Source organism: Cyanobium sp. FACHB-13342 (genome assembly GCF_014697415.1).
Lineage (GTDB): Bacteria > Cyanobacteriota > Cyanobacteriia > PCC-6307 > Cyanobiaceae > Cyanobium_A.
The window spans coordinates 1-25,200 of the sequence record NZ_JACJRT010000009.1; the positions used below are offsets into that span (position 1 = coordinate 1).

Annotated in this window: 27 protein-coding genes and 1 pseudogene; 22 read left to right on the top strand and 6 right to left on the bottom strand. The window is 68.4% G+C overall.

The features are described 5' to 3' along the window. The 3 genes and pseudogenes from H6G16_RS07985 to H6G16_RS07995 form a co-directional block, all read left to right on the top strand. Positions 1–129, top strand: a pseudogene (locus H6G16_RS07985) (photosystem II D2 protein (photosystem q(a) protein)); the annotation flags it as partial. Beyond that, positions 113–1,498, top strand: coding sequence for a photosystem II reaction center protein CP43 (gene psbC, locus H6G16_RS07990; RefSeq protein WP_190389802.1), 1,386 nt, complete (start codon positions 113–115; stop codon positions 1,496–1,498). The pseudogene H6G16_RS07985 and the gene psbC, both read left to right, overlap by 17 nt. Before the next feature lie 104 nt (positions 1,499–1,602). Next, positions 1,603–2,625: a YcgJ family protein gene (locus H6G16_RS07995; protein WP_190389803.1), complete on the top strand. Its 1,023-nt coding sequence runs from the start codon at positions 1,603–1,605 to the stop codon at positions 2,623–2,625. Here H6G16_RS07995 and H6G16_RS08000 read toward each other — a convergent pair. Beyond that, positions 2,585–3,172, bottom strand: a complete 588-nt coding sequence (locus H6G16_RS08000; RefSeq protein WP_190389804.1) for a nucleoside triphosphate pyrophosphatase — start codon at positions 3,170–3,172, stop codon at positions 2,585–2,587. The two genes, H6G16_RS07995 and H6G16_RS08000, sit on opposite strands and share 41 nt — an antisense overlap. Before the next feature lie 22 nt (positions 3,173–3,194). Between H6G16_RS08000 and H6G16_RS08005 the strand changes: the two genes are divergently transcribed. From H6G16_RS08005 to H6G16_RS08015, 3 genes are read left to right on the top strand one after another with little or no spacing between them, the layout of a single operon-like run. Further along, positions 3,195–3,590: an Npun_F0494 family protein gene (locus tag H6G16_RS08005; protein WP_190389805.1), complete on the top strand. Its 396-nt coding sequence runs from the start codon at positions 3,195–3,197 to the stop codon at positions 3,588–3,590. A 26-nt stretch (positions 3,591–3,616) separates the two neighbouring features. Beyond that, positions 3,617–5,110, top strand: a complete 1,494-nt coding sequence (locus tag H6G16_RS08010) for a cobyric acid synthase (RefSeq protein ID WP_190389983.1) — start codon at positions 3,617–3,619, stop codon at positions 5,108–5,110. An 11-nt stretch (positions 5,111–5,121) separates the two neighbouring features. Beyond that, positions 5,122–5,367 (top strand): 2Fe-2S iron-sulfur cluster binding domain-containing protein, encoded by a 246-nt coding sequence (locus H6G16_RS08015; RefSeq protein WP_190389806.1) that lies wholly within the window; start codon positions 5,122–5,124, stop codon positions 5,365–5,367. On the opposite strand, the gene mnmA is transcribed toward H6G16_RS08015, so the two are convergent. Beyond that, the gene (gene mnmA, locus H6G16_RS08020) at positions 5,358–6,560 is read right to left on the bottom strand and encodes a tRNA 2-thiouridine(34) synthase MnmA (protein ID WP_190389807.1); all 1,203 of its coding nucleotides are present in this window, start codon (positions 6,558–6,560) and stop codon (positions 5,358–5,360) included. The genes H6G16_RS08015 and mnmA overlap by 10 nt on opposite strands. A gap of 59 nt (positions 6,561–6,619) precedes the next feature. Here mnmA and H6G16_RS08025 point away from each other — a divergent pair, with 59 nt between their 5' ends. From H6G16_RS08025 to H6G16_RS08035, 3 genes are all read left to right on the top strand, one after another. Continuing rightward, positions 6,620–8,242, top strand: a complete 1,623-nt coding sequence (locus tag H6G16_RS08025) for an NAD(P)H-hydrate epimerase (protein ID WP_347238841.1) — start codon at positions 6,620–6,622, stop codon at positions 8,240–8,242. A 131-nt stretch (positions 8,243–8,373) separates the two neighbouring features. Further along, positions 8,374–9,300 (top strand): sigma-70 family RNA polymerase sigma factor, encoded by a 927-nt coding sequence (locus tag H6G16_RS08030; RefSeq protein ID WP_190389808.1) that lies wholly within the window; start codon positions 8,374–8,376, stop codon positions 9,298–9,300. Between the two features lie 37 nt (positions 9,301–9,337). Next, positions 9,338–10,252 carry a histone deacetylase gene (locus H6G16_RS08035; RefSeq protein ID WP_190389985.1) on the top strand — a complete coding sequence of 305 codons (915 nt, stop codon included), beginning with the start codon at positions 9,338–9,340 and terminating at the stop codon, positions 10,250–10,252. Between the two features lie 21 nt (positions 10,253–10,273). On the opposite strand, the gene pdhA is transcribed toward H6G16_RS08035, so the two are convergent. Continuing rightward, positions 10,274–11,404: a pyruvate dehydrogenase (acetyl-transferring) E1 component subunit alpha gene (pdhA, locus tag H6G16_RS08040; RefSeq protein ID WP_190389986.1), complete on the bottom strand. Its 1,131-nt coding sequence runs from the start codon at positions 11,402–11,404 to the stop codon at positions 10,274–10,276. 111 nt (positions 11,405–11,515) lie between these two features. On the opposite strand from pdhA, the gene H6G16_RS08045 reads away from it, so the two are divergent. The 6 genes from H6G16_RS08045 (at position 11,516) to H6G16_RS08070 (ending at position 17,894) form a co-directional block, all read left to right on the top strand. Continuing rightward, entirely contained in the window at positions 11,516–13,426 is a 1,911-nt protein-coding gene (locus H6G16_RS08045; protein WP_190389809.1) for an ARC6/PARC6 family protein, read from the top strand. 84 nt (positions 13,427–13,510) lie between these two features. After that, positions 13,511–14,977 (top strand): signal recognition particle protein, encoded by a 1,467-nt coding sequence (gene ffh / locus H6G16_RS08050; protein WP_190389810.1) that lies wholly within the window; start codon positions 13,511–13,513, stop codon positions 14,975–14,977. Positions 14,978–15,027: 50 nt separating this feature from the next. Then, complete coding sequence (gene rpsP, locus H6G16_RS08055; protein WP_190389811.1) at positions 15,028–15,453, top strand: 30S ribosomal protein S16; 426 nt, start codon at positions 15,028–15,030, stop codon at positions 15,451–15,453. An 89-nt stretch (positions 15,454–15,542) separates the two neighbouring features. After that, complete coding sequence (locus H6G16_RS08060) at positions 15,543–16,514, top strand: PhoH family protein (protein WP_190389987.1); 972 nt, start codon at positions 15,543–15,545, stop codon at positions 16,512–16,514. Beyond that, positions 16,511–17,017, top strand: coding sequence for an FUSC family protein (locus H6G16_RS08065; RefSeq protein ID WP_190389812.1), 507 nt, complete (start codon positions 16,511–16,513; stop codon positions 17,015–17,017). Before H6G16_RS08060 ends, H6G16_RS08065 begins: the two co-directional genes overlap by 4 nt. Positions 17,018–17,159: 142 nt before the next feature. After that, the gene (locus tag H6G16_RS08070) at positions 17,160–17,894 is read left to right on the top strand and encodes a Bax inhibitor-1 family protein (RefSeq protein WP_190389988.1); all 735 of its coding nucleotides are present in this window, start codon (positions 17,160–17,162) and stop codon (positions 17,892–17,894) included. Positions 17,895–17,942: 48 nt separating this feature from the next. Here the strand turns inward: H6G16_RS08070 and H6G16_RS08075 are convergent, their stop codons facing one another. Continuing rightward, positions 17,943–19,502 (bottom strand): alpha/beta fold hydrolase, encoded by a 1,560-nt coding sequence (locus H6G16_RS08075; protein ID WP_190389813.1) that lies wholly within the window; start codon positions 19,500–19,502, stop codon positions 17,943–17,945. 35 nt (positions 19,503–19,537) lie between these two features. After that, positions 19,538–20,062: a hypothetical protein gene (locus H6G16_RS08080; RefSeq protein ID WP_190389814.1), complete on the bottom strand. Its 525-nt coding sequence runs from the start codon at positions 20,060–20,062 to the stop codon at positions 19,538–19,540. A 19-nt stretch (positions 20,063–20,081) separates the two neighbouring features. On the opposite strand from H6G16_RS08080, the gene budA reads away from it, so the two are divergent. From budA to H6G16_RS08115, 7 genes are read left to right on the top strand one after another with little or no spacing between them, the layout of a single operon-like run. Next, a complete protein-coding gene (gene budA, locus H6G16_RS08085) occupies positions 20,082–20,975 on the top strand; it encodes an acetolactate decarboxylase (RefSeq protein ID WP_242036297.1) in 894 nt (297 codons plus the stop codon). 26 nt (positions 20,976–21,001) lie between these two features. Beyond that, positions 21,002–21,931 (top strand): GTPase Era, encoded by a 930-nt coding sequence (gene era, locus H6G16_RS08090; protein ID WP_190389815.1) that lies wholly within the window; start codon positions 21,002–21,004, stop codon positions 21,929–21,931. Between the two features lie 40 nt (positions 21,932–21,971). Further along, complete coding sequence (locus H6G16_RS08095; protein ID WP_190389816.1) at positions 21,972–22,199, top strand: type II toxin-antitoxin system prevent-host-death family antitoxin; 228 nt, start codon at positions 21,972–21,974, stop codon at positions 22,197–22,199. A gap of 29 nt (positions 22,200–22,228) precedes the next feature. Continuing rightward, positions 22,229–22,639, top strand: a complete 411-nt coding sequence (locus H6G16_RS08100) for a type II toxin-antitoxin system VapC family toxin (RefSeq protein ID WP_242036298.1) — start codon at positions 22,229–22,231, stop codon at positions 22,637–22,639. Between the two features lie 13 nt (positions 22,640–22,652). Beyond that, a complete protein-coding gene (locus H6G16_RS08105) occupies positions 22,653–23,165 on the top strand; it encodes a phycobiliprotein lyase (protein WP_190389818.1) in 513 nt (170 codons plus the stop codon). 4 nt (positions 23,166–23,169) lie between these two features. Next, positions 23,170–23,871: a tRNA (guanosine(37)-N1)-methyltransferase TrmD gene (trmD, locus tag H6G16_RS08110; protein ID WP_190389819.1), complete on the top strand. Its 702-nt coding sequence runs from the start codon at positions 23,170–23,172 to the stop codon at positions 23,869–23,871. Between the two features lie 58 nt (positions 23,872–23,929). Beyond that, complete coding sequence (locus tag H6G16_RS08115; RefSeq protein WP_190389820.1) at positions 23,930–24,319, top strand: heavy metal-binding domain-containing protein; 390 nt, start codon at positions 23,930–23,932, stop codon at positions 24,317–24,319. Here the strand turns inward: H6G16_RS08115 and H6G16_RS08120 are convergent. Then, on the bottom strand, positions 24,310–25,191 hold the full coding sequence (locus H6G16_RS08120; protein WP_190389821.1) for an SPFH domain-containing protein: 882 nt from the start codon (positions 25,189–25,191) through the stop codon (positions 24,310–24,312). The genes H6G16_RS08115 and H6G16_RS08120 overlap by 10 nt on opposite strands. Between the last annotated feature and the right edge of the window lie 9 nt (positions 25,192–25,200).

A 25,200-nucleotide genomic window follows, 5' to 3' on the forward strand; every position in this document is an offset into this window, starting at 1 on the left:
TTTGAAACCTTCTACACGAAGAACATTCTTCTGAATGAAGGTCTGCGTGCCTGGATGGCACCGGCTGACCAGCCGCACGAAAACTTCGTCTTCCCTGAAGAGGTTCTGCCCCGTGGAAACGCCCTTTAATTCCAACCTGGTGGTCGGGGGCAAAGACCTCGACTCCACCGGTTATGCCTGGTGGGCAGGCAATGCCCGCCTGATCAACCTCTCCGGTCGCCTGCTCGGCGCCCACGTCGCCCACGCTGGCCTGATGGTCTTCTGGGCCGGCGCCATGATGCTGTTCGAGGTGAGCCACTTCACCTTCGACAAGCCCATGTACGAGCAGGGTCTGATCCTGTTCCCCCACGTGGCCACCCTCGGCTACGGCGTGGGTCCTGGTGGTGAGGTCGTCGACCTCTATCCGTTCTTCGTGGTGGGTGTGCTGCACCTGATCAGCTCGGCCGTGCTCGGCCTGGGCGGTCTGTACCACGCCCTGCGCGGTCCTGAAGTACTGGAGAACTACTCCTCCTTCTTCTCCCAGGACTGGCGCGACAAGAACCAGATGACCAACATCATTGGTTATCACCTGATTCTTCTGGGTGTGGGCGCCCTGCTGCTGGTCTTCAAGGCCATGTTCTTCGGCGGTGTCTATGACACCTGGGCACCGGGCGGTGGCGATGTGCGCATCATCACCAACCCCACCCTCAGCCCCGGCGTGATCTTCGGCTACCTCACCCGCGCCCCCTTTGGCGGCGAGGGCTGGATCATCGGGGTGAACTCGATGGAAGACATCATCGGTGGCCACATCTGGATCGGTCTGATCTGCATCTTCGGTGGCATCTGGCACGCCATCACCAAGCCCTTCGGCTGGGTGCGCCGTGCCTTCATCTGGAACGGTGAGGCCTACCTGAGCTACAGCCTCGGCGCCCTGAGCTTCATGAGCTTCATCGCCTCGGCCTACATCTGGTTCAACAACACCGCCTACCCCTCGGAGTTCTACGGCCCCACCAACGCCGAAGCCTCCCAGGCCCAGAGCTTCACCTTCTTGGTGCGTGACCAGCGCCTCGGCGCCAACATCGGTTCGGCCATGGGCCCCACCGGTCTGGGCAAGTACCTGATGCGCTCGCCCACCGGCGAGATCATCTTCGGTGGTGAAACCATGCGCTTCTGGGACTTCCGCGGCCCCTGGCTGGAGCCCCTGCGCGGCCCCAACGGCCTGAGCCTCGACAAGCTCCAGAACGACATTCAGCCCTGGCAGGTGCGCCGCGCGGCTGAATACATGACCCACGCTCCCAACGCGTCCCTGAACTCCGTGGGCGGCATTATCACCGAGCCCAACTCGGTGAACTTCGTGAACATCCGCCAGTGGCTGGCGTCCACGCAGTTTGTGCTCGCCTTCTTCTTCCTGGTGGGTCACCTCTGGCATGCCGGCCGCGCCCGCGCCGCCGCTGCCGGTTTCGAGAAGGGCATCGACCGTCAGGCCGAGCCCACCCTGGCCATGCCGGATCTCGACTGATCCCGCGAACCGTTCGCACGATTCAGCCCCCACCACAGGTGGGGGCTTTTTTGTGCGGAGGAGCTCCAGCGTGGGTAAGTTTTCGCCAGAGCCTGTCCTCCTGGATGCCATCTCTGCCACGCCCCCTGATCGGCCTGCTTTCGGCGGGCCTGCTCAGCACCAGCCTTGCCGGATCCATCAGCGGCCACGCCCAAGGGGCCATCACCGGCCCTGCCCCCGGCGTGATCTGCGACCAGGCCGGTCCCACCTGCTATGACCGCCAGGGCCCATCGGTGGCCCTCACCCAGACCTACTTCGGCAGCATCGCCGCCAACCGGCTCACCGCCGAGCTGCGCAACCGGCCGCTCCCCAACGACTTCCGGCTCAGCAACGGCGCCGTGTGTGACCTGCGCGTGGCAACCTGCTGGAGCGATGGCTGGCAGAAGGGCCAGCTTGCGCCCAAGCTCACCCAACAGCTGTTCGGCTCGCTGCCGCCAGCGTCCGGCGGATCCGGCAACGGCCTCCAGGGGCTTCAGGCCCCCCGGGCCGGGGTGGTGTGTGATCCCGGCGGCCAGGTCTGCTACGACCAGGCGGGCCTCTCCCTGGGTCTGACCCGGGAGTATTTCGGCGCCTACGCCGAGCAGACGGCCCTGCGCAACCTCGGTGGCCAGGCTCCGCCTCGGCAATTCCGCCTGAGCAATGGCAGCGCCTGCGATGGGATGGCCCGCACTTGCTGGAGTGATGGCTGGAGCCGGCAGCGGGTGAATGTCGCCCTCTCCAACCAGCTCTACGGCGGAAGTGGGGGAGGAGGTGGCAGCACCCAGGCCCGACTGGGCCAGTGCAAACTCAGCCGCTGGTTCAAGACCCTGTTCAACGGCAGCTGCGAATTGCGCGAAGTTCGCAGCAACCGAGGACGTCTCCTCGAGGTGAGTCTTCAGAACGGGAACGTCTACACCATCAGTCGACCGCGCAGTGGGAGCTATCAGATCAGTGATCGCAATGGCACTTCTTGGCCCCTACAGGTGCGGGACCAGGGCGGCACAACCAGCTTCAGTTGGTCCGATCGGGTGCTCACCGTCACCCCCCAGGTGGCTCCGAGCAGCGGCCTCAGCCTGGGTCAGCTGATCGACAGTCTGCTGGGTCAGTGAGCCAGCGCCGCAACAGCGGCAGGCTCAGGCCGATCACATTGCTAAAGCAGCCCTCGATCCGCTCCACCAGCAGCCCACCGCGCCCCTCCAGGGCAAAGCCACCGGCGCACTGGAGGGGTTCCCCACTGGCCACATAGGCGTCGATCTCGGCGTCACTGATCGGTGCAAACTGCACCCGGGTCGCCACTACGGCGAGTCGGGGGAGCCATTCGGCCGCTGGATGGCGAGCTGGAAGGAGGCAATGGCCCGTGATCAGCTCCCCCCAGCCCCCAGCCATGCGCCGCCAGCGGGCCTGGGCCTCGGCCGCATCGGCGGGTTTGCCGAACACCTCCCCCTCGAACATCAGCAGGGAATCACAGCCCAACACCGCGCTTTCCGCTGCAACCACGGCGGTGGCTTTGGCCTGGGCCAACTGCTGCACCAGGGTGTGGGGATCGGGGTGGCGGATGGACTCCTCATCCACACCACTCACCTGCACCCGATGGGCAATGCCCGCCTGCTCCAGCAGACGACGACGGGCTGGGGAGGCCGAAGCGAGAACAAGCATGGGCATCAGGGAGAATCCTCCTATGCAACACCGGGCAGAAACCGCCAGCGGCCCTCCCCTCAACGACCGACGCGCCCTGAACCGGGCCGGCCAGGCCCTGCGCTGCCTTCCCTTCCGGCGGGCCTTCTACGACGCGGTGACCGACCGGGCCCTGAGCAGCACCGGGCTCTGCAGCCGGAACGACGCCTCCAGCCTCTGCCGGGGAGCCCCCACGCCCGATCGGATTGAAGCCCACTGGATCTGGCTGATCCAACTGGGGGTGCTGCGGCGGGAGGTGGATGGCCAGGGGCTCACCGAGCGGGTGCGGCTCACGCCCATGGGCCGGGAGCTGCTGGCCCAATGGCCCGGGGAGATCCCCAACCCCAGCGGGCTCGATCGCCTGCTGCACGGGTTGCGCCGGTGGCGGCCCCGGCTGTGAACCCAGCCTCGCCCCCCCACCCCCTGATGGTGCTGGGCACCAGCAGCGGTGCCGGTAAGTCGCTGATGACCACCGCCCTCTGCCGGGTGCTGCGCCGCCGCGGCGAGACGCCCCTGCCCTTCAAGGGGCAGAACATGAGCAACAACGCCTGGGTGGACCAGACCGGCGGCGAAATGGCCTACTCCCAGGCGCTCCAGGCCTGGGCCGCCGGCCTGGAGCCCCACCACACCATGAACCCCGTGCTGCTCAAGCCCCAGGGCGACTCCACCAGTGAGGTGATCCACCTGGGCCAGTCGGTGGGCCAATGCCGCGCCGAGCACTACTACCGCGACTGGTTCCGCCCCGGCTGGGCCGCCATCCGCGCCGGGCTCAGCGAGCTGCAGGCAGCCCATCCCGGCGGAAGGCTGGTGCTGGAGGGGGCGGGCAGTCCGGTGGAGGTGAACCTGCAGCCGCGCGACCTCACCAACCTGCGGCTGGCCCAATATCTGCGGGCCCGCTGCATCCTGGTGGCCGACATCGAGCGCGGCGGCGTGTTCGCCCAGCTGGTGGGCACCCTGGCCCTGCTGCGGCCTGTGGAGCGCCCCCTGATCCGCGGCCTGCTGATCAACCGCTTCCGCGGCCGCCGCGAGCTCTTCGATGAAGGCCGGCGCTGGCTGGAAGCCCACACCGGCATCCCTGTGCTGGGGGTGATGCCCTGGCTCGATGAACTGTTTCCGCCGGAAGACTCCCTCGATCTGCTGGAGCGCCGCGGCCGCAAACGGGACGCTGCACTGGAGATCGTCGTGCTGAAGCTGCCGTCGCTGAGCAACTTCTCCGACCTCGATCCCCTGGAGGCCGAACCCAGCGTCCAGCTGCGCTGGCTGGCGCCGGGGGAGCCGCTGGGGGCCCCCGATGCGGTGATCGTGCCGGGCAGCAAGCAGACCCTGCGCGACCTGGCATCCCTGCAGCGCTCCGGCCTGGGGGAGGCGCTGCGCGCCTACGCCAGCGATGGCGGCCAGGTGTTCGGCATCTGCGGCGGCCTGCAACTGCTGGGTCGCCAGCTGCGGGATCCGGACGGCCTGGAGGGCGGCGACTCCAGCACCCCCGCGGGTGGGCCCGTGCCGGGCCTCGACCTGCTGCCGCTGCACACCTGCTTCGGTGGCTCCAAAGCCCTGCGCCAGCGGAGCAGCCAGGCACTCTGGCCTGGCCAGGGCCTCAGCCTGGAGGGCTTCGAGCTGCACCGCGGCATCAGCACCCCTGTGGAGGCCAGCGGCCTGCAGCCCCTGGCGAGCGACCCGGACCTGGGCCATTGGCAGCCTTACGGCACGCAGGGCGGCGTGGTGGCCGGCACCTATCTGCATGGGGTGTTTGAAAGCGGTCCCTGGCGTCGCCGCTGGCTCAACCAGCTGCGCCAGCGCCGCGGCCTGCCGCCACTGCCGGAAGATCAACCCCACCACAGTCGCCAGCGGGATGCCCTGCTGGAGCGGCTGGCCGATGCCTTTGAGGCCCATGTGAACCTCGAGCCCCTGCTGGCAGCCTGACCGATCCGCCCATGGCCGCCACCCCCGTCACCATCCACTGGCCCAACGGCCACACCAGCCAGTGCCAGGCCGGGTGCGACTGGCTGCTGGCCGCCCGGACGGCGGGGGTCACCATCCCCACCGGCTGCCTGGGGGGCAGCTGCGGCGCCTGCGAAATCGAGGTGAACGGCCAGGTGGTGCGGGCCTGCATCGCCACCGTTCCGGCCAGCCGCAGCGGAGCGCTCAACGTGGACCTGGCCAGCGACCCCTACTGGTGAGATCCCGTGGCTGGGGCGGCCTGGATCAGTCCGCCGCCCAGCAGCACCTCACCGTCGTAGAACACCGCCGCCTGGGCCGGTGTGATCGAGAACTGCTCCTCGGCAAAGGTCAGCTGAACCCGGTGGGGCCGCTGGGCCGCCCGGTCCGCATCGGTGGCAGGTAGGGGAGTGAGCAGGGCTCGCTCGGGGGCGCTGCGGTAGCGCACCTGCACCGCCACCTCGATCGGGCCCTCGGGGGGCGGCACCGAGACCCAATTGACGGCGCCCACCACGGCCCCGGCCCGGGCAGCCTCGGCTCTGGGCGCCACCACCACCTGGTTCATGGCGCCGTCCAGCCGCACCACGTGCAACGGCTCGGACCAGGACACCCCCAACCCTTTGCGCTGGCCGATGGTGAAGTGCTCGATGCCGTCGTGCTCTCCCACGACCGTGCCATCCACCAGCACAATCTCGCCGGGGCGAGGCGGCAAATAGGCATCCAGGAAGGCCTTCATTGAGCCGTGGTGATCCGCCAGGCAGAGGTCCTGGCTTTCCGGCTTCTGGGCCGTACGCAGGCCATGGCGCTCCGCCTCGAGGCGGGTGTCGGCCTTGGTCAGCTCCCCGAGGGGAAACACCAGCCGGCCCAGGGCCTCCTGCGGCAGGTCGTAGAGGAAATAGCTCTGATCTTTCTGGCTATCGAGGCCCCGCAACAGCTGGTGGCGGCCGTTGTTGCTCACGGCCCCATGGCGCACCCGGGCGTAGTGGCCTGTGGCCAGACGACCGATACCCCGCTCTGTCTCTGCCCACTGCAACATCGGACCAAACTTCACCTCCCGGTTGCAGCGGGAACACGGCAACGGCGTCACCCCAGCGGCGTAACCCTCCACCAGAAAATCGACAATCTGGGCCTGGAAGTGCTCGCGAAAATCCACCACGTGGTGGGGCACGCCCAACTGCTCACAGATGGCGGCGGCGTCCACCAATCCTTCGGCGCAGCAGGCGCCCTTGCCGCTCATCAGCCAGAGGGTGAGCCCCTCCACCTGCCAGCCCGCTTCCACCAGCAGGGCCGCCGTCAGGGAGCTGTCGACCCCACCGGAGAGGCCCACGGCCACGCGGTGCTCTCCGGGCCAGGTGCGCAACCGATCCAGGGCCGCCAGGCCGGCCGGAGTGCAAGGCGACCCGGGGCTGCCTGAGGTGGCAACGGAACTGGACAACAGGGCAGACAACGGTCAGATCTCTCCCATCATGAAACCCAGTTGCCGAAACAGGGTTGGTGCACCCAGCCGCATTGCCCGCCTGGCCCGAGCGGGATAGCCGCCATCTGCTGGTGAGCAGCGCCCAGATGGCAGCCCTGGAGGAGCAGCTGTTCGCCAGTGGCCTGCCGGTGGAGGCCCTGATGGAGAAAGCCGCCCTGGCGGTTACCCGCCGGCTGCTGGAGCAGCACGGCGCATGGCTGGCGCAGCATGGGGCCCTGGTGCTGGTGGGCCCGGGCCACAACGGCGGCGATGGGCTGGTGATCGCGCGGGAACTGCACCTGGCCGGGGTGGCCACTGCGATCTGGAGCCCCTTCGACAACCACAAACCACTCACCGCCACCCACCTGCGCCACGCCCTCTGGCTGGGGATCCCCCGGTTGCACCAGCCACCTGCAGCCCATGGCCCGGAACTCTGGATTGATGCCCTGCTCGGCATCGGGCAACGGCGGGCACCCGATGCGGCACTCGAAGCCCTGCTCGAGGCGCGCCAGCAACGGCGGCCCGGAGCCCTCGTGGCCGTGGATGTGCCCACGGGCCTCTGTGCCGACAGCGGCCGACCCACCGGCACGGTGAGCGCCCAGGCCAGCACGACCTACGCCATTGGCCTGGTCAAGATCGGGCTGGTGCAGGACCCTGCCCTGGCTGCCGTGGGCGCCCTGGAGTGGATCGATCTGGGCCTGCCGAGAAGCCTGCTGGAGACCCTGCCAAAGGCCACCGTGCTGGGGCTGGGCCAGCGGGATCTGGCCGATCGGCCCCGCCCTGCCCTGGATCCGGCCGCCAGCAAATACCAGCGTGGTCGGCTGCTGGTGGTGGCGGGCAGTGAGGCCTACCGGGGGGCGGCCAGCCTGGTGCTGGCGGGGGCCACCAGCAGCGGCTGCGGCAGCCTGCGAGCTGCTTTGCCAGCTGGCCTGGCCAGCAGCCTCTGGCAGCAGCACCCCCATGTGGTGGTGAGCCAGACCCTGGCCTGCCACCACCACGGCAGCCTGCGCCTCGACCCCCTCCTCGACCTCGATCCCCGGCGCCTTGATGCCCTGCTGATCGGTCCGGGCATCGGCCCCCTGGCACCCCCCGTTCCCCAGACAGGACCGGGGGAAGCGGATGGCTGGCAGAGCCTGCTGACCTGGCCGGGACTGCTGGTGCTGGATGCCGACGGCCTCAACCGGCTGGCCGGACCCGTGGCCCAGAGCCTCGGCCTGAGCGCCGGGGCCTGGCTCCAGCAACGGCTGGGCCCCACCTGGATCACCCCCCACCCCGGGGAATTTGCCCGCCTCTTTCCCGAGCTGGCACACCGGGGCCACGACGCCGCCACGGCCCCGGACGCTGCCGCCGCCGCCGCCCGCTTGAGCGGCGCCTCCGTGCTGCTCAAGGGAGCCCGCAGCGTGGTGGCCGCGCCCGATGGACGCCGCTGGCAACTGCTGGAGGCCGCCCCCAGCAGCGCCCGGGCTGGCCTGGGGGATGTGCTGGCTGGCCATGCCGCCGGACTGGGCGCGATGGCGATGGCCGTCACCGGGGATGCCGATGCCAGTTGGCTGGCCGCTGCCGGCCTGGCCCACGCCCAGGCCGGGCTTCAGCTCGGCACAGGAGGACATGGCGCAGCCAGCCCCATGGCAGTGGCGCAACAACTCGCCAAATTGTGTTGATCAGCACACCGAACACCACCCACTGTTGCGCAGCTTTGTGTTGTTTTGCAATTGAAAGCTAAAGGGTTGCTGAAAACACACTCTCACGGCTGAATTTGCATCGATAGTCGTCTTCTCCCAAAAGCGATCCGATGACATCCTCTCCGCTGCGGGCCAGTGAAAGCAGTCGCCGGCGAAGTAGCGACCCCATCACTTGGTATCTGGCCACCATCGGCCGGGAACCCCTGCTCACGCCCGCGGAGGAGATCGAACTGGGCAACCAGGTGCAAACGATGATGCGCCTGATTGAGGAAGGGGATCGGGAGTACTCCGATCTCGAGAAAAAGCTGCTGCGCATCGGCAAGCGCTCCAAGCAGCGCATGATGAAAGCCAATCTCCGCTTGGTGGTGAGCGTTGCGAAAAAGTATCAAGGCAAAGGTTTGGAACTCCTGGATCTGATCCAGGAGGGATCTCTGGGATTGGAACGGGCCGTTGAGAAATTTGATCCCACCCGCGGTTATAAGTTTTCGACCTACGCCTTCTGGTGGATTCGCCAGAGCATGACCCGGGCCATTGCCTGCCAGTCCCGCACCATCCGCTTGCCCGTTCACCTGAGTGAACGGCTCACCGCCATCCGCAAAGTGAGCCTGGATCTGGCCCACAAGCTCGGTGCCATGCCCAGCCGGCAGGAAATCGCCGAAGCGATGGCCATGCCGATCGACGAACTCGATGGGCTCCTGCGCCAGGCCCTCACCACCTCGAGCCTCGATGCACCGGTGAATGGCGATGAAGGCCGCAGCTTCCTGGGCGACCTGATCGCCGATTCCTCCGAGGAAGAGCCCCTCGATCGGGTGGAGCGGGGCATTCATCAGGAACAACTGGGCCGCTGGTTGAGCCATCTGAGCGACCAGGAACGCCAGGTGCTGCACCTGCGTTTTGGACTGGAAGGCGAAGAGCGGCACACCCTGGCTGAAATTGGCCGCCAGCTGGATGTCTCCCGGGAACGGGTTCGCCAGGTGGAGCTGAAGGCCCTGCGCAAGTTGCGCAACCTCACCCGCCGCACACCCACCAATCTCTGAATCCCATCCCTGATGGGTTGTCGCTGAGGAGTCGGCTCTGGGGCCTCCGCTGATCTATCACCCGGCCTACTCGGCCCCCCTGCCCAGCAGCCATCGCTTTCCGATGGCGAAATTCCGCCAGCTGCATGACCTGCTGCTGAGCCAGGGGATCGCCACACCGAGCCAGCTGCACACCCCTTTGCCGGCCCCTCGCCGCTGGCTGGAGCTGGTGCATCCAAGGGCGTACCACCAGGCCTTTGGCCGGGGCGAACTCAGTGCCGCCGACCAGCGCCGCATCGGCCTACCGGCCACCCAGCCCCTGGTGCGTCGCACCTGGCTGGCCGTGGGAGGCACCGTGCTCACGGCCAGATTGGCGCTCCAGCAAGGCGTGGCCTGCCACCTGGCCGGCGGCACCCACCACGCCTTTCCCCTGCATGGCAGCGGCTTCTGCATCTTCAACGACTGCGCGGTGGCCGCCCGGGTGCTGCTGGCGGAGGGCGCGGTGGAACGTCTGATGGTGGTGGATCTGGACGTGCACCAAGGCGATGCCACGGCGGCGATCTTTGCCAGCGATCCGCGGGTGTTCACCTTCTCCGCCCATTGCGCCAGCAACTTTCCCCTGCGCAAACAATGCAGTGACGTCGACCTCCCCCTCGACGATGGACTGGAGGATGACGCCTACCTGGCGGCGATTGGCGACTGCTTGCCGGATCTCCTGGACCAGGAGCGACCGCAATTGGTGCTCTACAACGCAGGGGTGGACCCCCATCGCGAGGATCGCCTTGGACGGCTCTGCCTGAGTAGCCAAGGTCTGCTGAACCGCGACCGGCTGGTGCTTGATGCCTGCCTACGGCGGGCCATTCCCATCGCCACGGTGATCGGTGGTGGCTATGACGAGATCGGGCCCCTCGTGCATCGCCACAGCCTCGTGTTCCGGGCTGCCAGCGAACAGGCCCGACTCCACCGCTTGTAGGGGCTCAATCTCCAGCCAGGTTCAGTCCTCAGCCCAGATGTAGCGGGTGAGCTCTTCGGGCTTGGGCTCGGGGGCAGCGAGGGCAAACTCCACGCAGTCGGCCACCTCGGCATCGATCTCCTTCTCGATCGCCTTGAGCTCCTCGGCCGTGGCCAAGCCCTGTTCGATCAGACGGGACCCCAGGGCCTTGATCGGATCGCGCTTCGCCCAGAACTCCTTCTCCGCCTCGGCCCGCAGCTCATCCGGGTCGGCCAGGGAGTGGCCACGGAAGCGGTAGGTGAGGCACTCCAGCAGGGTGGGGCCTTCCCCAGCCCGGGCCCGCTCAATCGCCCGCTGGGCGGCAGCGCGCACCGCCAGCACATCCATCCCATCCACCTCTTCGCCCGCCATGCCGAAGGCGGCGGCCTTGCGCCAGATCTCCGGATCACTGGTGGCGCGGTTGTGGTCCATGCCGATGGCCCACTTGTTGTTCTCCACCACAAACAGAATCGGCAACTTCCAGAGGGCCGCCATGTTCAGGCACTCGTAAAACTGACCGATGTTGCAGGTGCCATCCCCGAAGAAGGCCGCCGTGACGGCGTCGCTGCTGGCATCGCCCAGGGCATCACGCTTGTAGCGGCTGGTGAAGGCGGCGCCGAGGGCCACGGGGATGCCCTCGCCGATGAAGGCGTAGCCCCCCAGCAGATGGTGCTCCTTGGAAAACAGGTGCATCGAGCCGCCACGACCCTTGCTGCAGCCGGTTTCCTTGCCGAACAGCTCGCTCATCACCTCCCGGGCCGGGACGCCGCAGCTGAGGGCATGGACGTGGTCGCGGTAGGTGCTGCAGAACCAGTCGTGCTGCATCTTCATCGCCTTGATCACGCCCGTGCTCACGGCCTCCTGGCCGTTGTAGAGATGCACGAAGCCAAACATCTTGCCCCGGTAATACATCTCGGCGCACTTGTCCTCGAAGCGCCGTCCCAGGGTCATGTCGCGATAGAGCATCAAGCCCTCCTCGCGGGTCACCGTTGCCGGAATGGAGGGATAGAGATTCTCCAGGCGCTCGGCATGGGCTCCGACCAGGCTGGTGGAGTCGGCAGAGCAGGAAGGGGCCCCGGACGATGCTGCGCCAGGCGCAGCTCCTCCAGTTACAGCCGCGATGTCGGGGCCCATGTCTGCCTGCGTCATCAAGCAACTCTACGAGGTCCAACCTCAGCAGCCCCAAACAAGTTCTGGCAAAACCGCTGACCCTGCCTACAGTCAGCCACCAGTGACGGGCCTGGATTGGAACTGCCGATCGATCACTTCCGGTTGCTCGGAGTCAGCCCGACCACCGACCTGCAGTCGCTGCTGCGCACCCTGCAGCAACGCATCGACCGGGCGCCCGATCAGGGCTTCACCCAGGAGACCCTGCAGGCTCGCGAGGACTTGCTGAGGGCCAGCGCTGATCTGCTCAGTGACGAGCCCCGCCGCCATGCTTATGAATCCGATCTGACAGCCCTGGCCGGCGATGACCGGTCGGTGATGCCAGCCCTGGATGTTCCCACCAGCAAGGAGGTGGGAGGCCTCCTGCTGCTGCTGGAGGCGGGTCAGGCCCTCGACTGTTTCGAACTGGCCTGCCGGGCGCTGCAACCGCCCCAGGCCCCCGCCCTGGGCAGCACCCGGGAAGCCGATCTCACCCTGCTGGCCGGACTCGCCTGCCTGGCCGGCGCTGCCGACCAGCACCAACAACGGCGGTACGAGGCTGCCGCCCAGACCCTGCAGCAGGGCCTGCAGCTGTTGCAACGGATGGGGCAGCTTCCGGCCATTCGCCAGCAGCTCAACGAAGAATTGGACGGGCTGCGGCCCTACCGGGTGCTCGACCTGCTCAGCCGCAACCTCACAGCCCAGAGCGAGCGGGCCGAGGGACTGAACCTCCTGGAGGACCTGGTGGTCCGTCGCGGCGGCCTGGAGGGCTTCGGCGACCCCAGCATGGGGCCGGCCGAATTCCAGGCCTTCTTCAAGCAGATCCGCTCCTTTCTCACCGTGCAGGAGCAGGTGGACCTGTTCAGCCGGTGGGCGCCCACCTCCGCCGCCGCCGATTTCCTGGCCAGCACCGCCCTCACCGCCTCTGGTTTTGCCCAGCGCAAGCCGGAACGGATCGCGGAGGCCCGCCAGCGGCTGGAAGCCAGCGGCCAGGAGGGGGTGCAACCACTGGTGGCCTGCCAACACCTGCTGCTCGGCCAGGTGGAATTGGCCCTGGCCACCTTCGAGCGGGGGGCCAGCCCCGAACTGAGGCGCTGGGCCGAACAACAGAGCTCCGACCCCCTGGCCCAGCTCTGCGCCTACTGCCGCGACTGGCTCACCCGCGATGTGCTCCCCGGCTACCGCGACCTGGAGGCCGATCCCGACCTGGAGGCCTACTTCGCCGATCGGGACGTGCAGGCCTACGTGGAGCAGCACGACCCACCCAGCGAGCGCCTGCCGGCAGCGGCCGACAGCGCCCTGTCCTGGGAGATGGCAGCCGATCCGGCCACCCCCGCCGCCGGGGACAGGGACGAGGACGACGAAGACGAAGCCCCCTGGCTGGACAGCTGGCTGGCCGACTGGCGCTGGCCCCAGATCCAATGGCCCCAACTGCCGCTGCCCTCGCGCCGCACCGCCACGGTGGCCGCCGCGGGAGCTGGAGTGGCGCTGCTGGCCATCGCTGCGGCCGTGCGCCTGCGCCCCCTGCCCCCAGGCCCGGGCCGAACCCCGATCGCGGTGCAGCCCGCTCCCAAACCGTTGGCCAAGCCGCCGGCGCCAGCAGCGCCCGCCATCCCCCTGCGGGCGGAGACCCCCAGCGAAGCCCAGGTGCAGGAGCTGCTCGAGGCCTGGCTGGACGCCAAGGCCGCCATCCTGGCCGGCAAGGACAGCCGCATCCCCCTCGAGGTGCTAGCCCGACCCAGCCAGGTGGATCGGCTGGAAAGCGAGCGAGCCGCCGACCAGGCCCGCGGCGAAACCCAGACCATCAGCACGGACATCACGGCGCTGACCATCGAAGAACGGGACCCGAACCGAATTGCCGCCACGGTGAACCTCCGCTACGCGGACCAGCGGCTCAACACCAAAGGAGACCCGGAAGGCGATCCCACCAAGCTGGACCTGCGCAACCGCTACGTGTTTGCCCGAGATGGGGGCCTGTGGAGGCTGGCGAGCTTCCAGAAGGCCCCCTGAGGGTCCGGATCGGCGACCCCACTTTTTACGATCACCGCAATCCCGGGGGCTGGCCCCCGCACCTGGCCCCCGAGCGGCAACGCGATGTTTGACGAGCTTTCGCAGCGATTTGAGGACGCGGTCAAGAGCCTGAGGGGGCAGGCCGCCATCACCGAAACCAACGTGGAGGGGGCGCTCAAGCAGGTGCGCCGAGCCCTGCTGGAGGCGGATGTGAGCCTGCCGGTGGTGCAGGACTTCGTCGAGGAGGTGCGGCGCAAGGCCGTCGGGGCCGAGGTGGTGCGGGGGGTGAGCCCGGATCAGAAATTCATCCAACTGGTGCACGAGCAGCTGGTCGAGACCATGGGCGGCGAGAACGCCCCCCTGGCCGCCGGTGGGAAAGCCGGGGAGCCCTCCGTGGTGCTGATGGCCGGCCTGCAGGGGGCTGGCAAAACCACCGCCACCGCCAAGCTCGGCCTGCACCTCAAGGAGCAGGGCCGCAAGGCCCTGTTGGTGGGGGCGGACGTCTACCGGCCCGCGGCCATTGAGCAGCTGAAAACCCTCGGCGGCCAGATCGGGGTGGAGGTGTTCAGCCTCGGCATTGACGCCAAGCCGGAAGCCATCGCCGCGGCCGGCATCGCCAAGGCGAAGGCCGAGGGCTTCGACACGGTGCTGGTGGACACCGCTGGCCGCCTCCAGATCGACACCTCGATGATGGAGGAGATGGTGCGGATCCGCGAAGCCGTGCAGCCCGATGAGGTGCTGCTGGTGGTGGATTCAATGATCGGCCAGGAAGCGGCCGAACTCACCCGGGCGTTTCACGACCAGGTGGGCATCACCGGCGCCGTGCTCACCAAGCTCGACGGCGACTCCCGCGGCGGTGCCGCCCTCTCGATCCGCAAGGTGAGTGGCGCCCCGATCAAGTTCATCGGCACGGGCGAGAAGGTGGAGGCGCTGCAGCCCTTCCACCCCGAGCGGATGGCCAGCCGCATCTTGGGCATGGGCGATGTGCTCACCCTGGTGGAGAAGGCCACCAAGGAGGTGGAGCTGGCCGATGTGGCGAAGATGCAGCAGAAGCTGCAGGAAGCCAGTTTCGACTTCTCCGACTTCCTGCAGCAGATGCGCCTGATCAAGCGCATGGGCTCCCTGGGCGGCCTGATGAAGCTGATCCCCGGCATGAACAAGATCGACGACGGCATGCTCAAACAGGGCGAGCAGCAGCTCAAAAAGATCGAGGCGATGATCGGCTCGATGACCGAGGGCGAACGGCAGCAGCCAGAACTGCTGGCGTCCCAGCCCTCCCGCCGTCGCCGGATTGCCGCGGGCAGTGGTCACACCCCGGCCGACGTGGACAAGGTGCTGGCCGATTTCCAGAAGATGCGCGGCTTCATGCAGCAGATGACCAAGGGCGGCGGCATGCCGGGAATGCCTGGAATGCCAGGCATGGGCGGCATGCCCGGGATGGGCGGGATGCCCGGAATGCCCGGCATGCCTGCCATGGGCGGCATGGGCGGTGGTGGCGGACGCCGGCCGTCGCGGCCCGCCAAGAAGCGCAAGGGGTTCGGGGAGCTCTGAGCACCCGAGCAGGTACATTGGTTGTTTGGACACCTAGCGGCAAGGCCACGATGATCAAGCTCCGCCTGAAGCGGTTTGGAAAGAAGCGGGAAGCGAGTTTCCGCCTCGTGGCCACCAACAGCACGTCCCGCCGCGATGGGCGCCCGCTTGAGGAGCTCGGCTTCTACAACCCCCGCACCAAGGAAACCCGCCTCGACACCGAAGCGATCCGGGCCCGCCTGAGCCAGGGCGCCCAGCCCACGGACACGGTGCGCTCCCTGCTCGAGAAAGGCGGATTGGTGGAAAAGACCGTCCGTCCCGCCGAAGTGATCGGCAAGCAGAAGCAGGCTGAAGCCCGCGACGCTGCGGCCAAGCAAGCCGCCAAGGATGCGGCTGCAGCCAAGGCTGCCGAGGCCGCTGCCGCCGCCGAAGCCAAGGCCGCTGCAGAAGCCGCTGCCGCTGAGCCCGCTGCAGAAGCTGCTGCCGCCGAAGCTTGATCCCTCGCCCCACGGCTGAGCCAGATCCCAGGGCTGAGCCACAGGGGCGGACCAGCTTTTCCATCCCCCTGCCCAACCCCGCCGCGGCCCTGGCCCTGGCGGGCGACGCCGAGTCGTCGACTCTGCATCGCCTGGAAGCCCTCACCGGCGCTTCCCTGGTGCTGCGGGGCCTCGACCTGGTGATTCAGGCCCGCCCCAGCCAACTGGAGCGGGCTTCTGCGTTGGTGGAACTGCTGCGCCCCCTCTGGGAAGAGGGGCAGGCCATCGGCGCGGTGGACGTGCAAACCGCCCTGCAGGCCCTCGACACCGGCCGGGGCGAGGAGCACCAGCAGCTGGGACGCCAGGTGCTGGCCCGCAGCCAGAGCGGCAACCTGCTGCGCCCACGCACCCTGCGGCAGAAGACCTACGTGGAGGCCATGGAGCGCCACGACCTCACCCTTGCCCTGGGGCCCGCCGGCACCGGCAAGACGTTTCTGGCCACCGTGCAGGCGGTGCGGATGCTCACGGAACGCAAGGTGGAGCGACTGGTGCTCACCCGGCCTGCGGTGGAGGCGGGGGAGCGGCTGGGATTTCTGCCCGGCGACCTGCAGCAGAAAGTCGACCCCTACCTGCGCCCCCTCTACGACGCCCTCCATTCCCTGCTGGGGGCGGAACGCACCTCCGCCCTGCTGGAGAAGGGCGTGATCGAGGTGGCTCCTCTGGCCTATATGCGAGGCCGCACCCTGGCCGATGCCTTTGTGATCCTCGATGAAGCCCAGAACACCACCGCCGCCCAGATGCGGATGGTGCTCACCCGCCTGGGCGAACACTCCCGCATGGTGGTCACCGGGGACCCCACCCAGATCGACCTCCCCGCCGGCCAACTCAGCGGCCTGATTGAGGCGGCCCAGGTGCTTCAGGGGGTGGAGGGCGTGGCGATCTGCGAACTCACGGCGGCCGATGTGGTGCGCCACCCGCTGGTGCAGCGGCTGGTAACCGCCTACGCCAACCGGGATGCCCAAAGGCTGGCAGCCACGGGACCAAAGCGGTTCGATGGCCAAAACCGTCGCCTGGATCCTTGAACAGCCCGGAGCGCCTGCGCATCCCCGCCGAAATCGCCGTGGCCGCCCTGGTGGCCTACCTGCTCGGCTTCTGGTTCACGGGCCTGTTTCCGGGCTATCTGCCCAAGATCGGCGGGCTCTGGTCGGCCATCTCGGCGATTGTGGTGACCCAGTCCAGCCGCAGGGAAACGACCTCCTCCGCCTCCCTGCGCATTCTGGGATCGGCCATCGGTGCTGGCGCCAGCGCCCTCTACCTAACCCTGCTGCCCTTTCACCCCCTGGGCATGGCCCTGGCGATCTTCGCCACGGTGCTGCTCTGCACCAGCATCCACATCCCGAGCCACGGGCGCCTGGCTGCGATCACGGTGCTCGTGGTGATGGTGACCGGCAGCCTGGATCCCAAGCTGAGTCCGGGTCTGAACGCCCTGCTGCGCTTTGTTGAATCCTGCATTGGCACCGGTGTTGCGGTGCTCGCGGTGAGGTTGTGGCCGGGATCCGGGCGCGAGGGCGACGGCAACTCCTGAAACCGAAGGTTTGAAGCCGGCAACAACCCCACACCCGTGTTTGGCCTGCATGGGGAGATCCGCACCCCCCAGCGGCCCAGGAGCCTCCCAATGGCTGAAAACCGCTGGCAGGATGGATGAAGTTTCCTTCCACTGGTGCGCCATGCCGGCCAGCAGCAATTTTCAGCAAGCGATCCGTGAGGCGCAGTCGAGCGCCCTGGTGGGGCCCAATGTGGTCAACAAGGCGCTGCCCTATGTGGGCGGCGGCATGGTGCTCACCGCCGGTGGCGTGATCGGCGGCCTGGCCCTGATGGCCAGCAATCCCACCCTGTTCATGCCCCTGTTCTGGGTGGCCCTGATCGGCAACTTCATCCTGTTCTTCGTGGCCCAGAACGTGGCGATGAAGGGCAACAACAGCACGGCCCTGCCGCTGCTGACGGCCTACAGCCTAATCACCGGCTTCACCCTCAGCGGCATCGTGGCGATGGCGATCGGCACCGCCGGCATCGGCGCGATCGGCACGGCCGCCCTGGCCACCGGCATCACCTTTGTGGCGGCCTCGTTCATGGGTCGCCGCATGAGTGACAACGTCGGCCAGGCCCTCAGCGGGGTGGTGGGCCTGGGCATCCTCGGCCTGCTGATCGCCATGGTCGTGCAGATTGTGGGCGGCATCTTCGTGCCTGGCTTCGGCGGCGGTGGCATGGAGCTGCTGATCGCCGGCTTCGGCACCGTGCTGTTCGTGGGGGCCGCCTTTGTCGACTTCTACACGATGCCCCGCACCTATAGCGACGACCAATACCTGGCCGGTGCGCTGGGGATGTATCTCACCTACATCAACCTGTTCATCTTCATCCTGCGCCTGATCATTGCCCTCAACGGTGGCGGTCGCCGCGACTGATCTCCCAGGCCAGCGGTCTCTCAAGCGCCCCCACCAGGGGGCGCTTTTTTATGGCTGGCCCGCCGCTGGGGCCACCACCCGGGGCAGGGCGGTGGTCACGTCCCGCAGGGGATGGCTTGGGCTTCCCCATCCGCCGCCCGGCAGCTGGGGAGCGGTCCCCGGCGCAGCCTGCGCGGCCGCGTTGAACCAGGCCAGCAGCAGGCCCCGCAGGGGGCCGCCACCATCCTGCTGGGACGAGCGCAGATTGAAGTGGTCGGCCCGTTCCGCCAGCACCAAGCGGTGGCCGCTGTCGCCGGAGCGGGTGGCCCTGGCCATGGGCTCGATCGCCTCTGGCCCCGGGGGCACCACCCAATCGCTGCCGCCCGTGACCACCAACACCTTGGCGGACATCGCTCGGGCTGACTCCGTATCAAACAGCAGCCGCATCAGCGGACTCACCGCCACAGCGGTCACCACCCGGGGATCGGCGAGGGCCGCCGCTGCAGCCGTCCCCACGAAGTTGCACTGCAGCACCCAGCTGAGGTTGCGGGAGGGATCGGCCAGCTGATCACACAGCTGCTTGAGCCTGCTGTCGGTGGGCCGGGCCCCGGCCAGCTGCAGGGCCGTGGTGGCACCCCAGGAATGGCCGGCCACCAGCACCGCCTGGGTATTCACCGGCCGGCTCAGGCCCAGCCGGCCCTGAGCCGCCGCATCGATCACTGCCGACACATCCTTGGGCCGTAGCGCCAGCTCCTCAGGCTTGGGTGGCGGCTGCTGACCCAGCAGCATGGCCCGCTGCTGGCTCTGGTCGCTGCCGGGATGGCGGGGCAGCACCACCGTGTAGCCGTGGCTGGCGAGGTGGATCGCCCACCCCTCAAAGTTGCTGGGGTCATCCCACAGACCATGGGAAATCACCACCAACCGGTTGGGAGTGGCCGTGGATCCCCGGTTGGGCTCAACCACCACCACGGCGAGGGGCTCGGGGCGATGGGGCGCGCTGATGGAGACATCGCGGCGGGCCGGCGTGGAAAGGCCCGCCACCAGGAGGCGCCCCTCGCTGCTTACCGGCGGCACGGCGGCAATCAGCTGGTCCGCGGGCAGGCGCTGGCGGCGAAATCGCTGCACGGCGGAGCCCAACCGGCCCAGCTGCACCGTGACGCTCTCGCCCGGCAGCTGCTCCAGCACATCCAGCAGGCTGATGCCCCCCTTGGCGGCGGCCCGTTCCATCGCCTGCTGGAACTGCGCCGGCTGCAGGGGATCGGGGAGGCCATCAATGTCGCCGAGGGCTCCCACCACCAGCAGCACCTGGTCCAGCAGGGGCGACCCCTGGGCGTTGCGCACCACGGCCCGAAGCTCCAGGGGCAAGTTGGATTGCAGCACCGCCTGGAGCTTCCGGCCGATCACCCCATCGGTGGCCCGATCGAGCTCGGCCAGATCGCTGTCGCCGGCCATCAGGGCCTGGGGACTGCGCAACTCGGCCACCCGGATCGTGAAGTCGGTGTCGAGCAGCGGCAGACGCAGCTTGATGGTTTCGATCGCCCGGGCCGCCGTTGGGGCCAACAGCGCGGCCGAGCCCAGTCCCAGGGCCAGGGCGCGCAGGGCCCGGGGGGCAAAGGGGCGAACAACCATGGGGAGGGCCGGCATTGGGGCCATCCTGGCCTGGCTCAGCCCTCCGCCACCGCCTCGATCGCCGCCGCGATGGCCTGGCGCTGGTCGGCGTCGTAGCCCCAACGCTCCAGGAAGGCCACGTCGTCACCCTCGCCTGCTGTTGCAGCCAGCAGGGTTTCCAGGCGCTGCTTCACCGCCTGGGGCTCCAGGCCCCGCAGCAATTCGGTGCAGCGGGCCTGGACCCGCTCGGAGGCAGCCTGCTGGGCCCCATCCCCGGTCCGCCGGTGGTGCAGCACCATCGCCGTGCTCATCGCCAGGTTGCGGGCCGACAGGTCCACCACCCCCTCCCCGGCCAGCCGCAGCTGCAGCAGCAGCGGTTCGGGCAGCCGATCCATCAGGGGGGCATCACCGGCCAGACTCACCACGAAAAAACCGCGGGCGCCATCCCTGCTGGCCACCAGCTCGGCCACCCGATCAGCCAGCACCTCGTCGCTGAGTTCCCCGTTCTCCCAGAGGGCCAGCCACTGGGCGGTGATCTCCATGGCCTGCTGGAAGGTGGGTTGGCGAGGAGCTGGGGTCATCGCGGTGGACAGAAGTGGCATGCAACAGCAGCCTATGGGCGTTGCCCGCATCGCTTCGATGTCCCGCCACCGCCATGGGTTGCAGCTGCACCTGCCGGAGGGCCACCGCCGGGCCCTGGAGGACCATTGCCGTCGCACGGGCGAGAGCGCCGACCACGTGCTGCGGGCGGCCCTGGGCGACTATCTCGACCTGGAGCACCACACCCTCTGGCAGGTGTCCACCTCCACGGCCGTGGTGGAGGGCGTGTCCCAGGGCTGCCTGCGGGTGGGCGAACTGGCCAGCCACGGCGATTTTGGCCTGGGCACCTTCGACCACCTCGATGGCGAAGGGGTGCTGCTGGAGGGCGAGTGCTGGCAGGCCCGGGCCGATGGATCCCTGAGCCGAGCCCCCGACGACGAACTGACGCCGTTCTTTGTGGTGACCCATTTCCACAGCGACCAGCAGCACCAGTTCGAGCAGGTGACCAGCTGGGCCGACCTCTGCAGCCGCCTCGACGCGTTGCGGCCCAGCGACAACCTCTTCATGGCCATCCGGGTGCGCGGCCTGCTGGATCGCCTTGAGGTGCGCACCGTCAGCGCCGTGGAGACGGGCACGGACCTGGAGGCCGCCGCCGCGGTCCAGACCGTGTTTGACCACCGCAACCTGGGCGGCACCCTGGTGGGCTTCTGGTCGCCGCGTTACGTCAGCAGCCTGAACATCCCTGGTTATCACTTCCATTTCCTCAGCGACGATCGCCAGTGCGGCGGCCACGTCCTGGAGAACGGCGCCCTGGAAGCCGCCCGGTTGACCGTGGAGTTGCACCTGGAATCCGACCTGCGGGTGGCCCTGCCCCAGACGCGCGACTTCCTCCAGGCTGACCTCAGCCGCGATCCCAGCGAAGCCCTGGCCCGGGCCGAAGCCAAACCCTGCTGAGGCCTGCCGGCTGCCAGGCTGGACCGATGGAGTTTCCCGCGACCATCCCGGCCCTGCCCACGAGCCCTGAGGGCTTTCGCTCCGGCTTCGTGGCCCTGATCGGCCGGCCCAACGTGGGCAAATCCACCCTGCTCAACCAGTTGGTGGGCGAAAAGGTGGCGATCACCTCGCCGGTGGCCCAGACCACCCGCAACCGGCTGCGAGCCATCCTCACCACCCCGGCAGCCCAGCTGGTGCTGCTCGACACCCCGGGCATCCACAAGCCCCACCACCTGCTCGGAGAGCGGCTGGTGCAGAGCGCCCGGGGCGCCATCGGCGAGGTGGATGTGGTGCTGCTGCTGGTGGACGGCAGCGAACCCGCCGGCCGGGGTGATGGCTTCATCGTGGAGCTGCTGCAGCACTGCCGCGCCCCGGTGCACGTGGCCCTCAACAAGAACGACCTGGTGGATCCGGAGCGGGCCGAAGGGCTGGCGCAGAGCTACCGCGAGCTGGCGGGCGACTGGCCCCTCCACCCGGTGAGCGCCCTCAGCGGCGAGGGCACCGAAGCCTTGGTGGCCGCCCTGGCCGCCGACCTGCCGGAGGGGCCCCACCTCTATCCCCCGGATGCGGTGAGCGATCAGCCCGAGCAACTGCTTCTGGCGGAACTGATTCGCGAGCAGGTGCTGCACCACACCCGCGAGGAGGTGCCCCACTCGGTGGCGGTGCAGATCGAGCGCATCGTTGACGACGGCCCCCGCACCGCCGTGCTGGCCACCGTGCTTGTGGAGCGCAGCAGTCAGAAGGGGATCCTGATCGGCAAAGGTGGCCGCATGCTCAAGGAGATCGGCAGCGGCGCCCGCCAGCAGATGCAGAAGCTGATCGACGGGCCGGTGTATCTGGAGCTGTTCGTGAAGGTGGTGCCCAACTGGCGCCGCAGCGCCGCCCGCCTGAGCGAACTGGGCTACCGGGGCGACTAGGCCGCTGCTGCTTAGCCGCTTTGCCGGCTAAGCTGAGCGAATGCAGGTCAACCTCCACGACGCCAAGACCCATCTCTCCCGCTACGTGGAGCAGGCACTCGATGGCGAGGAGGTGGTGATCGCCCGGGCCGGCAAGGCCCTGGTGCGTCTGGTGCCGGTGGATGAGACCCCTCGCCAGCGCGAACTCGGCTTTCTACGGGGGTCTGCTGTTCTGGACTGCGACCTCAAAGCCGACTTCCAGGAGGACATCGAATCGATGTTCGGCTGATGGAAACAGCCAGCTCAAGCCAACCGAATTTGAGCCCGCAACTGCTCGACACCCAGCTGCTGCTCTGGCTGGCCATCTCCCCGGAACGCCTACCGGCAGCGTTGTGTGGAAACCTCCGTGATCGCCGCTTGCCGTTGCTGTATAGCGTTGTGAGCCTCTGGGAAGTGGCGATCAAAACCTCCCTCGGCAAACCCGGATTCCTCGTCGACGCCACGCAGTTGCGTGACGGGCTGAAACAGCAGGGTCTTCAGGAACTGGGAATCGCGCCTGAACACTGCCTGGCCGTGCAGCACCTGCCCTGGATCCATCGCGACCCCTTCGACCGGCTGCTGGTGGCCCAGGCCATCCAGGCGGAGCTCACCCTGCTCACGGCCGATCGCATCCTCAGCGGCTACGGGGCCCAGGTGGTTTGGGTGGGCAACGCGAGTCCTGGCGACTGAGAGAATCGTCCCCATGACCGAGCCCAGCACCGACACCGCCCCCTTCCCCCCTGAGGAGATCGGTGCCTTCCTGCGCCACTGCGCCGGCGAATGGATGAGCCTGCGCAGCCAGTTCAGCCTGGGCACGGTGAGCACCGGCGCAGACCCCGACGCGGAAGACAGTGACGTCTGGCACAGCAGCGAGCGGGGCGAACTGGTGGTGACCTTTCTGGAGCCCGAAGCCCCCGGTGGCCCCGGGGGTCTGAGGGTCGGCCCGAAGGATGGCGGAACCCAGGACCTGCAATTCAGTGGGGATGGGGTGTTCCGCAACGGCCCCCAACAGGGCCGCTGGCAGCTCTGGCCCGACGGCAGCCTGGAGCTGGTGATCACCACCGAGGGCCGGGAGGTGCGCGAGCGCATCTGGTTCACCAAGCCCAACCTGCGCCTGCGCAGCACCGTGGTGACCCGGGCCGATGGCCTCCCGGATCGGGCCAGCTTCAGCTCCGAGATCCGCCGGGTGAGCCGGCCCGCCGAACCCGCCACCTGAGCCCATGCGCCTCGATGTGGTGAGCCTGGCCCCGGAGGCCTTCGCGCCCCTGCTGGAGCTGGGGGTCATCGGCCGGGCCTTTGCCGCTGGCATCGCGGCGCTGCACACCCACAACCCCCGCGACTACGCCACCGACAAGTACCGCAAGGTGGACGACGAGCCCTACGGCGGTGGAGCAGGCATGGTGCTCAAGCCCGAGCCGGTGTTTGCGGCGGTGGAGGCGATTCCGGTGCTGCCACGGCGGCGGGTGCTGCTGATGAGCCCCCAGGGCAGCCCGCTGCAGCAGGCCGACCTGCGCCGCTGGGCCGGTGGCTACGAGCAGCTGGTGCTGATCTGCGGCCACTACGAGGGCTTCGACGAGCGCATCCGCGCCCTGGCCGATGAGGAGGTGTCGATCGGCGATTTCGTGCTCACCGGCGGCGAGCTGCCGGCGGCCGTGATCATCAACGGGGTGGTGCGACTGCTGCCCGGCACCGTGGGCAGCGAGGCCTGCCTGGAGGAGGAGAGCCACAGCGCCCTGCTGCTGGAACACCCCCACTACACCCGCCCCGCCAGCTTCCGGGAGCTGGAGGTGCCCACGGTGCTCCGCAGTGGCGACCACGGCGCCATCGCCCGCTGGCGCGCTGAGCAGCAGCAACAGCGCACAGCTGAGCGCCGCCCAGATCTCTATGCCCGCTGGCGGCAGCAACAGCAGATTCAGCAGTAGGAAGCATCTGGCCTCAAGCGAAGCCAGGCTGGGAGGTACCAACGCTCCTCCGCCAACGATGCTGCTCACCACCACCCCCAGCCTGGAGGGGCGGCCGATCTGCCATTACCTCGGCTTGGTGCACGGCGAGACGATCCTCGGTGCCAACCTGTTTCGCGACATCCTCGCCTCGATCCGCGACCTGGTGGGCGGCCGGGCCCGGGCCTACGAAACCACCCTGGAGCGGGCGCGGGAGATGGCGCTGCAGGAGCTCAGCCGGCGGGCCCGGCTGCTGGGCGCCGATGCCGTGGTGGGCGTGCGGATGGATTACGAAGTGCTGGGCCAGGCGGGCGGCATGCTGATGGCCTGCGCCAGCGGCACGGCCGTAAGGCTCGAGCCTGCTGGGAATTGGGCGCCTGGAGATGGGGGCCTCCTGCCGCCACCGCCGCCCCGGCCGCCTCAGCCCTGACCCTGCTGCAAATTGCGCAGGGCCGTCAGCAGGGCCGCCGGGCTCTGGGGATCCACCATCAGCACGCTGCCGCCGGGGGCCTGGGCCATCTGCTCACCCATGGCCATCCAGTCGCTGGCCAGCAGCAGGCGCAGCGCTTCGGCCGCCGCCGGGTTGCCGCCAATCGCTTCGGCCAGGCGGGTGGCGGCATCGGCCCTGGCCTGGGCCAGCAGGGTTTGTTGCTTGGCCTGGGCTTCGGCATCCAGCAGCAGGGCTTCGGCCCGGCCCCGGGCCGCATTCACCTGGGAGTCGCGCTCGCCCTCGGAGCGCAGGATCGCCGCCCGCTTCTCCCGCTCGGCCGTCATCTGCTGCTCCATCGCCTGCTGCACCCCACGGGAAGGCTGGATGTCGCGCAGCTCCACCCGGGTCACCTTCACGCCCCAGGGATCGGTGGCCTGATCGAGCTCCTGGAGCAGCGTCTCATTCACCTCGCTGCGGGTGGTGAAGGTCTGGTCGAGGTCGAGCTTGCCCATCTCGGCCCGGATCTGGGTGAGCACCAGGTTCACCATGGCCGCCTGCAGGTTGTCGACGGCGTAGTAGGCCCGGGCGTGCTCCAGCAGCTGCCAGTACACCACCGCATCCACCTCGATGCCGACGTTGTCGCGGGTGATGCACTGCTGGGGCGGGATGTCGAGCACCCGCTCCTTGAGCGATTCATGGCTCACCACCTTCTCCAGCACCGGCAGCACCAGCGACAGGCCGGGCTGCAGCTGGCGGTCGTACTTGCCGAGCCGCTCCACCAGCCGCGACTGGCCGCCGCTGGTGACCTTGACGCTGCTCACCCCCAGCAGGGCCATCAGCACCAGGGCGGGCAAAGACAACAGCGCTTCCACGGCAACGCC

Bases quoted from the DNA above. Each gene is read 5' to 3' on its own strand.
- H6G16_RS07995 (WP_190389803.1), top strand. From the start codon at position 1,603: ATGCCATCTCTGCCACGCCCCCTGATCGGCCTGCTTTCGGCGGGCCTG.
- H6G16_RS08000 (WP_190389804.1), bottom strand. From the start codon at position 3,172: ATGCTTGTTCTCGCTTCGGCCTCCCCAGCCCGTCGTCGTCTGCTGGAG.
- H6G16_RS08005 (WP_190389805.1), top strand. From the start codon at position 3,195: ATGCAACACCGGGCAGAAACCGCCAGCGGCCCTCCCCTCAACGACCGA.
- H6G16_RS08010 (WP_190389983.1), top strand. From the start codon at position 3,617: ATGGTGCTGGGCACCAGCAGCGGTGCCGGTAAGTCGCTGATGACCACC.
- H6G16_RS08015 (WP_190389806.1), top strand. From the start codon at position 5,122: ATGGCCGCCACCCCCGTCACCATCCACTGGCCCAACGGCCACACCAGC.
- H6G16_RS08030 (WP_190389808.1), top strand. From the start codon at position 8,374: ATGACATCCTCTCCGCTGCGGGCCAGTGAAAGCAGTCGCCGGCGAAGT.
- pdhA (WP_190389986.1), bottom strand. From the start codon at position 11,404: ATGGGCCCCGACATCGCGGCTGTAACTGGAGGAGCTGCGCCTGGCGCA.
- ffh (WP_190389810.1), top strand. From the start codon at position 13,511: ATGTTTGACGAGCTTTCGCAGCGATTTGAGGACGCGGTCAAGAGCCTG.
- rpsP (WP_190389811.1), top strand. From the start codon at position 15,028: ATGATCAAGCTCCGCCTGAAGCGGTTTGGAAAGAAGCGGGAAGCGAGT.
- H6G16_RS08070 (WP_190389988.1), top strand. From the start codon at position 17,160: ATGCCGGCCAGCAGCAATTTTCAGCAAGCGATCCGTGAGGCGCAGTCG.
- H6G16_RS08075 (WP_190389813.1), bottom strand. From the start codon at position 19,502: ATGGTTGTTCGCCCCTTTGCCCCCCGGGCCCTGCGCGCCCTGGCCCTG.
- H6G16_RS08080 (WP_190389814.1), bottom strand. From the start codon at position 20,062: ATGACCCCAGCTCCTCGCCAACCCACCTTCCAGCAGGCCATGGAGATC.
- budA (WP_242036297.1), top strand. From the start codon at position 20,082: ATGCAACAGCAGCCTATGGGCGTTGCCCGCATCGCTTCGATGTCCCGC.
- era (WP_190389815.1), top strand. From the start codon at position 21,002: ATGGAGTTTCCCGCGACCATCCCGGCCCTGCCCACGAGCCCTGAGGGC.
- H6G16_RS08095 (WP_190389816.1), top strand. From the start codon at position 21,972: ATGCAGGTCAACCTCCACGACGCCAAGACCCATCTCTCCCGCTACGTG.
- H6G16_RS08105 (WP_190389818.1), top strand. From the start codon at position 22,653: ATGACCGAGCCCAGCACCGACACCGCCCCCTTCCCCCCTGAGGAGATC.
- trmD (WP_190389819.1), top strand. From the start codon at position 23,170: ATGCGCCTCGATGTGGTGAGCCTGGCCCCGGAGGCCTTCGCGCCCCTG.
- H6G16_RS08115 (WP_190389820.1), top strand. From the start codon at position 23,930: ATGCTGCTCACCACCACCCCCAGCCTGGAGGGGCGGCCGATCTGCCAT.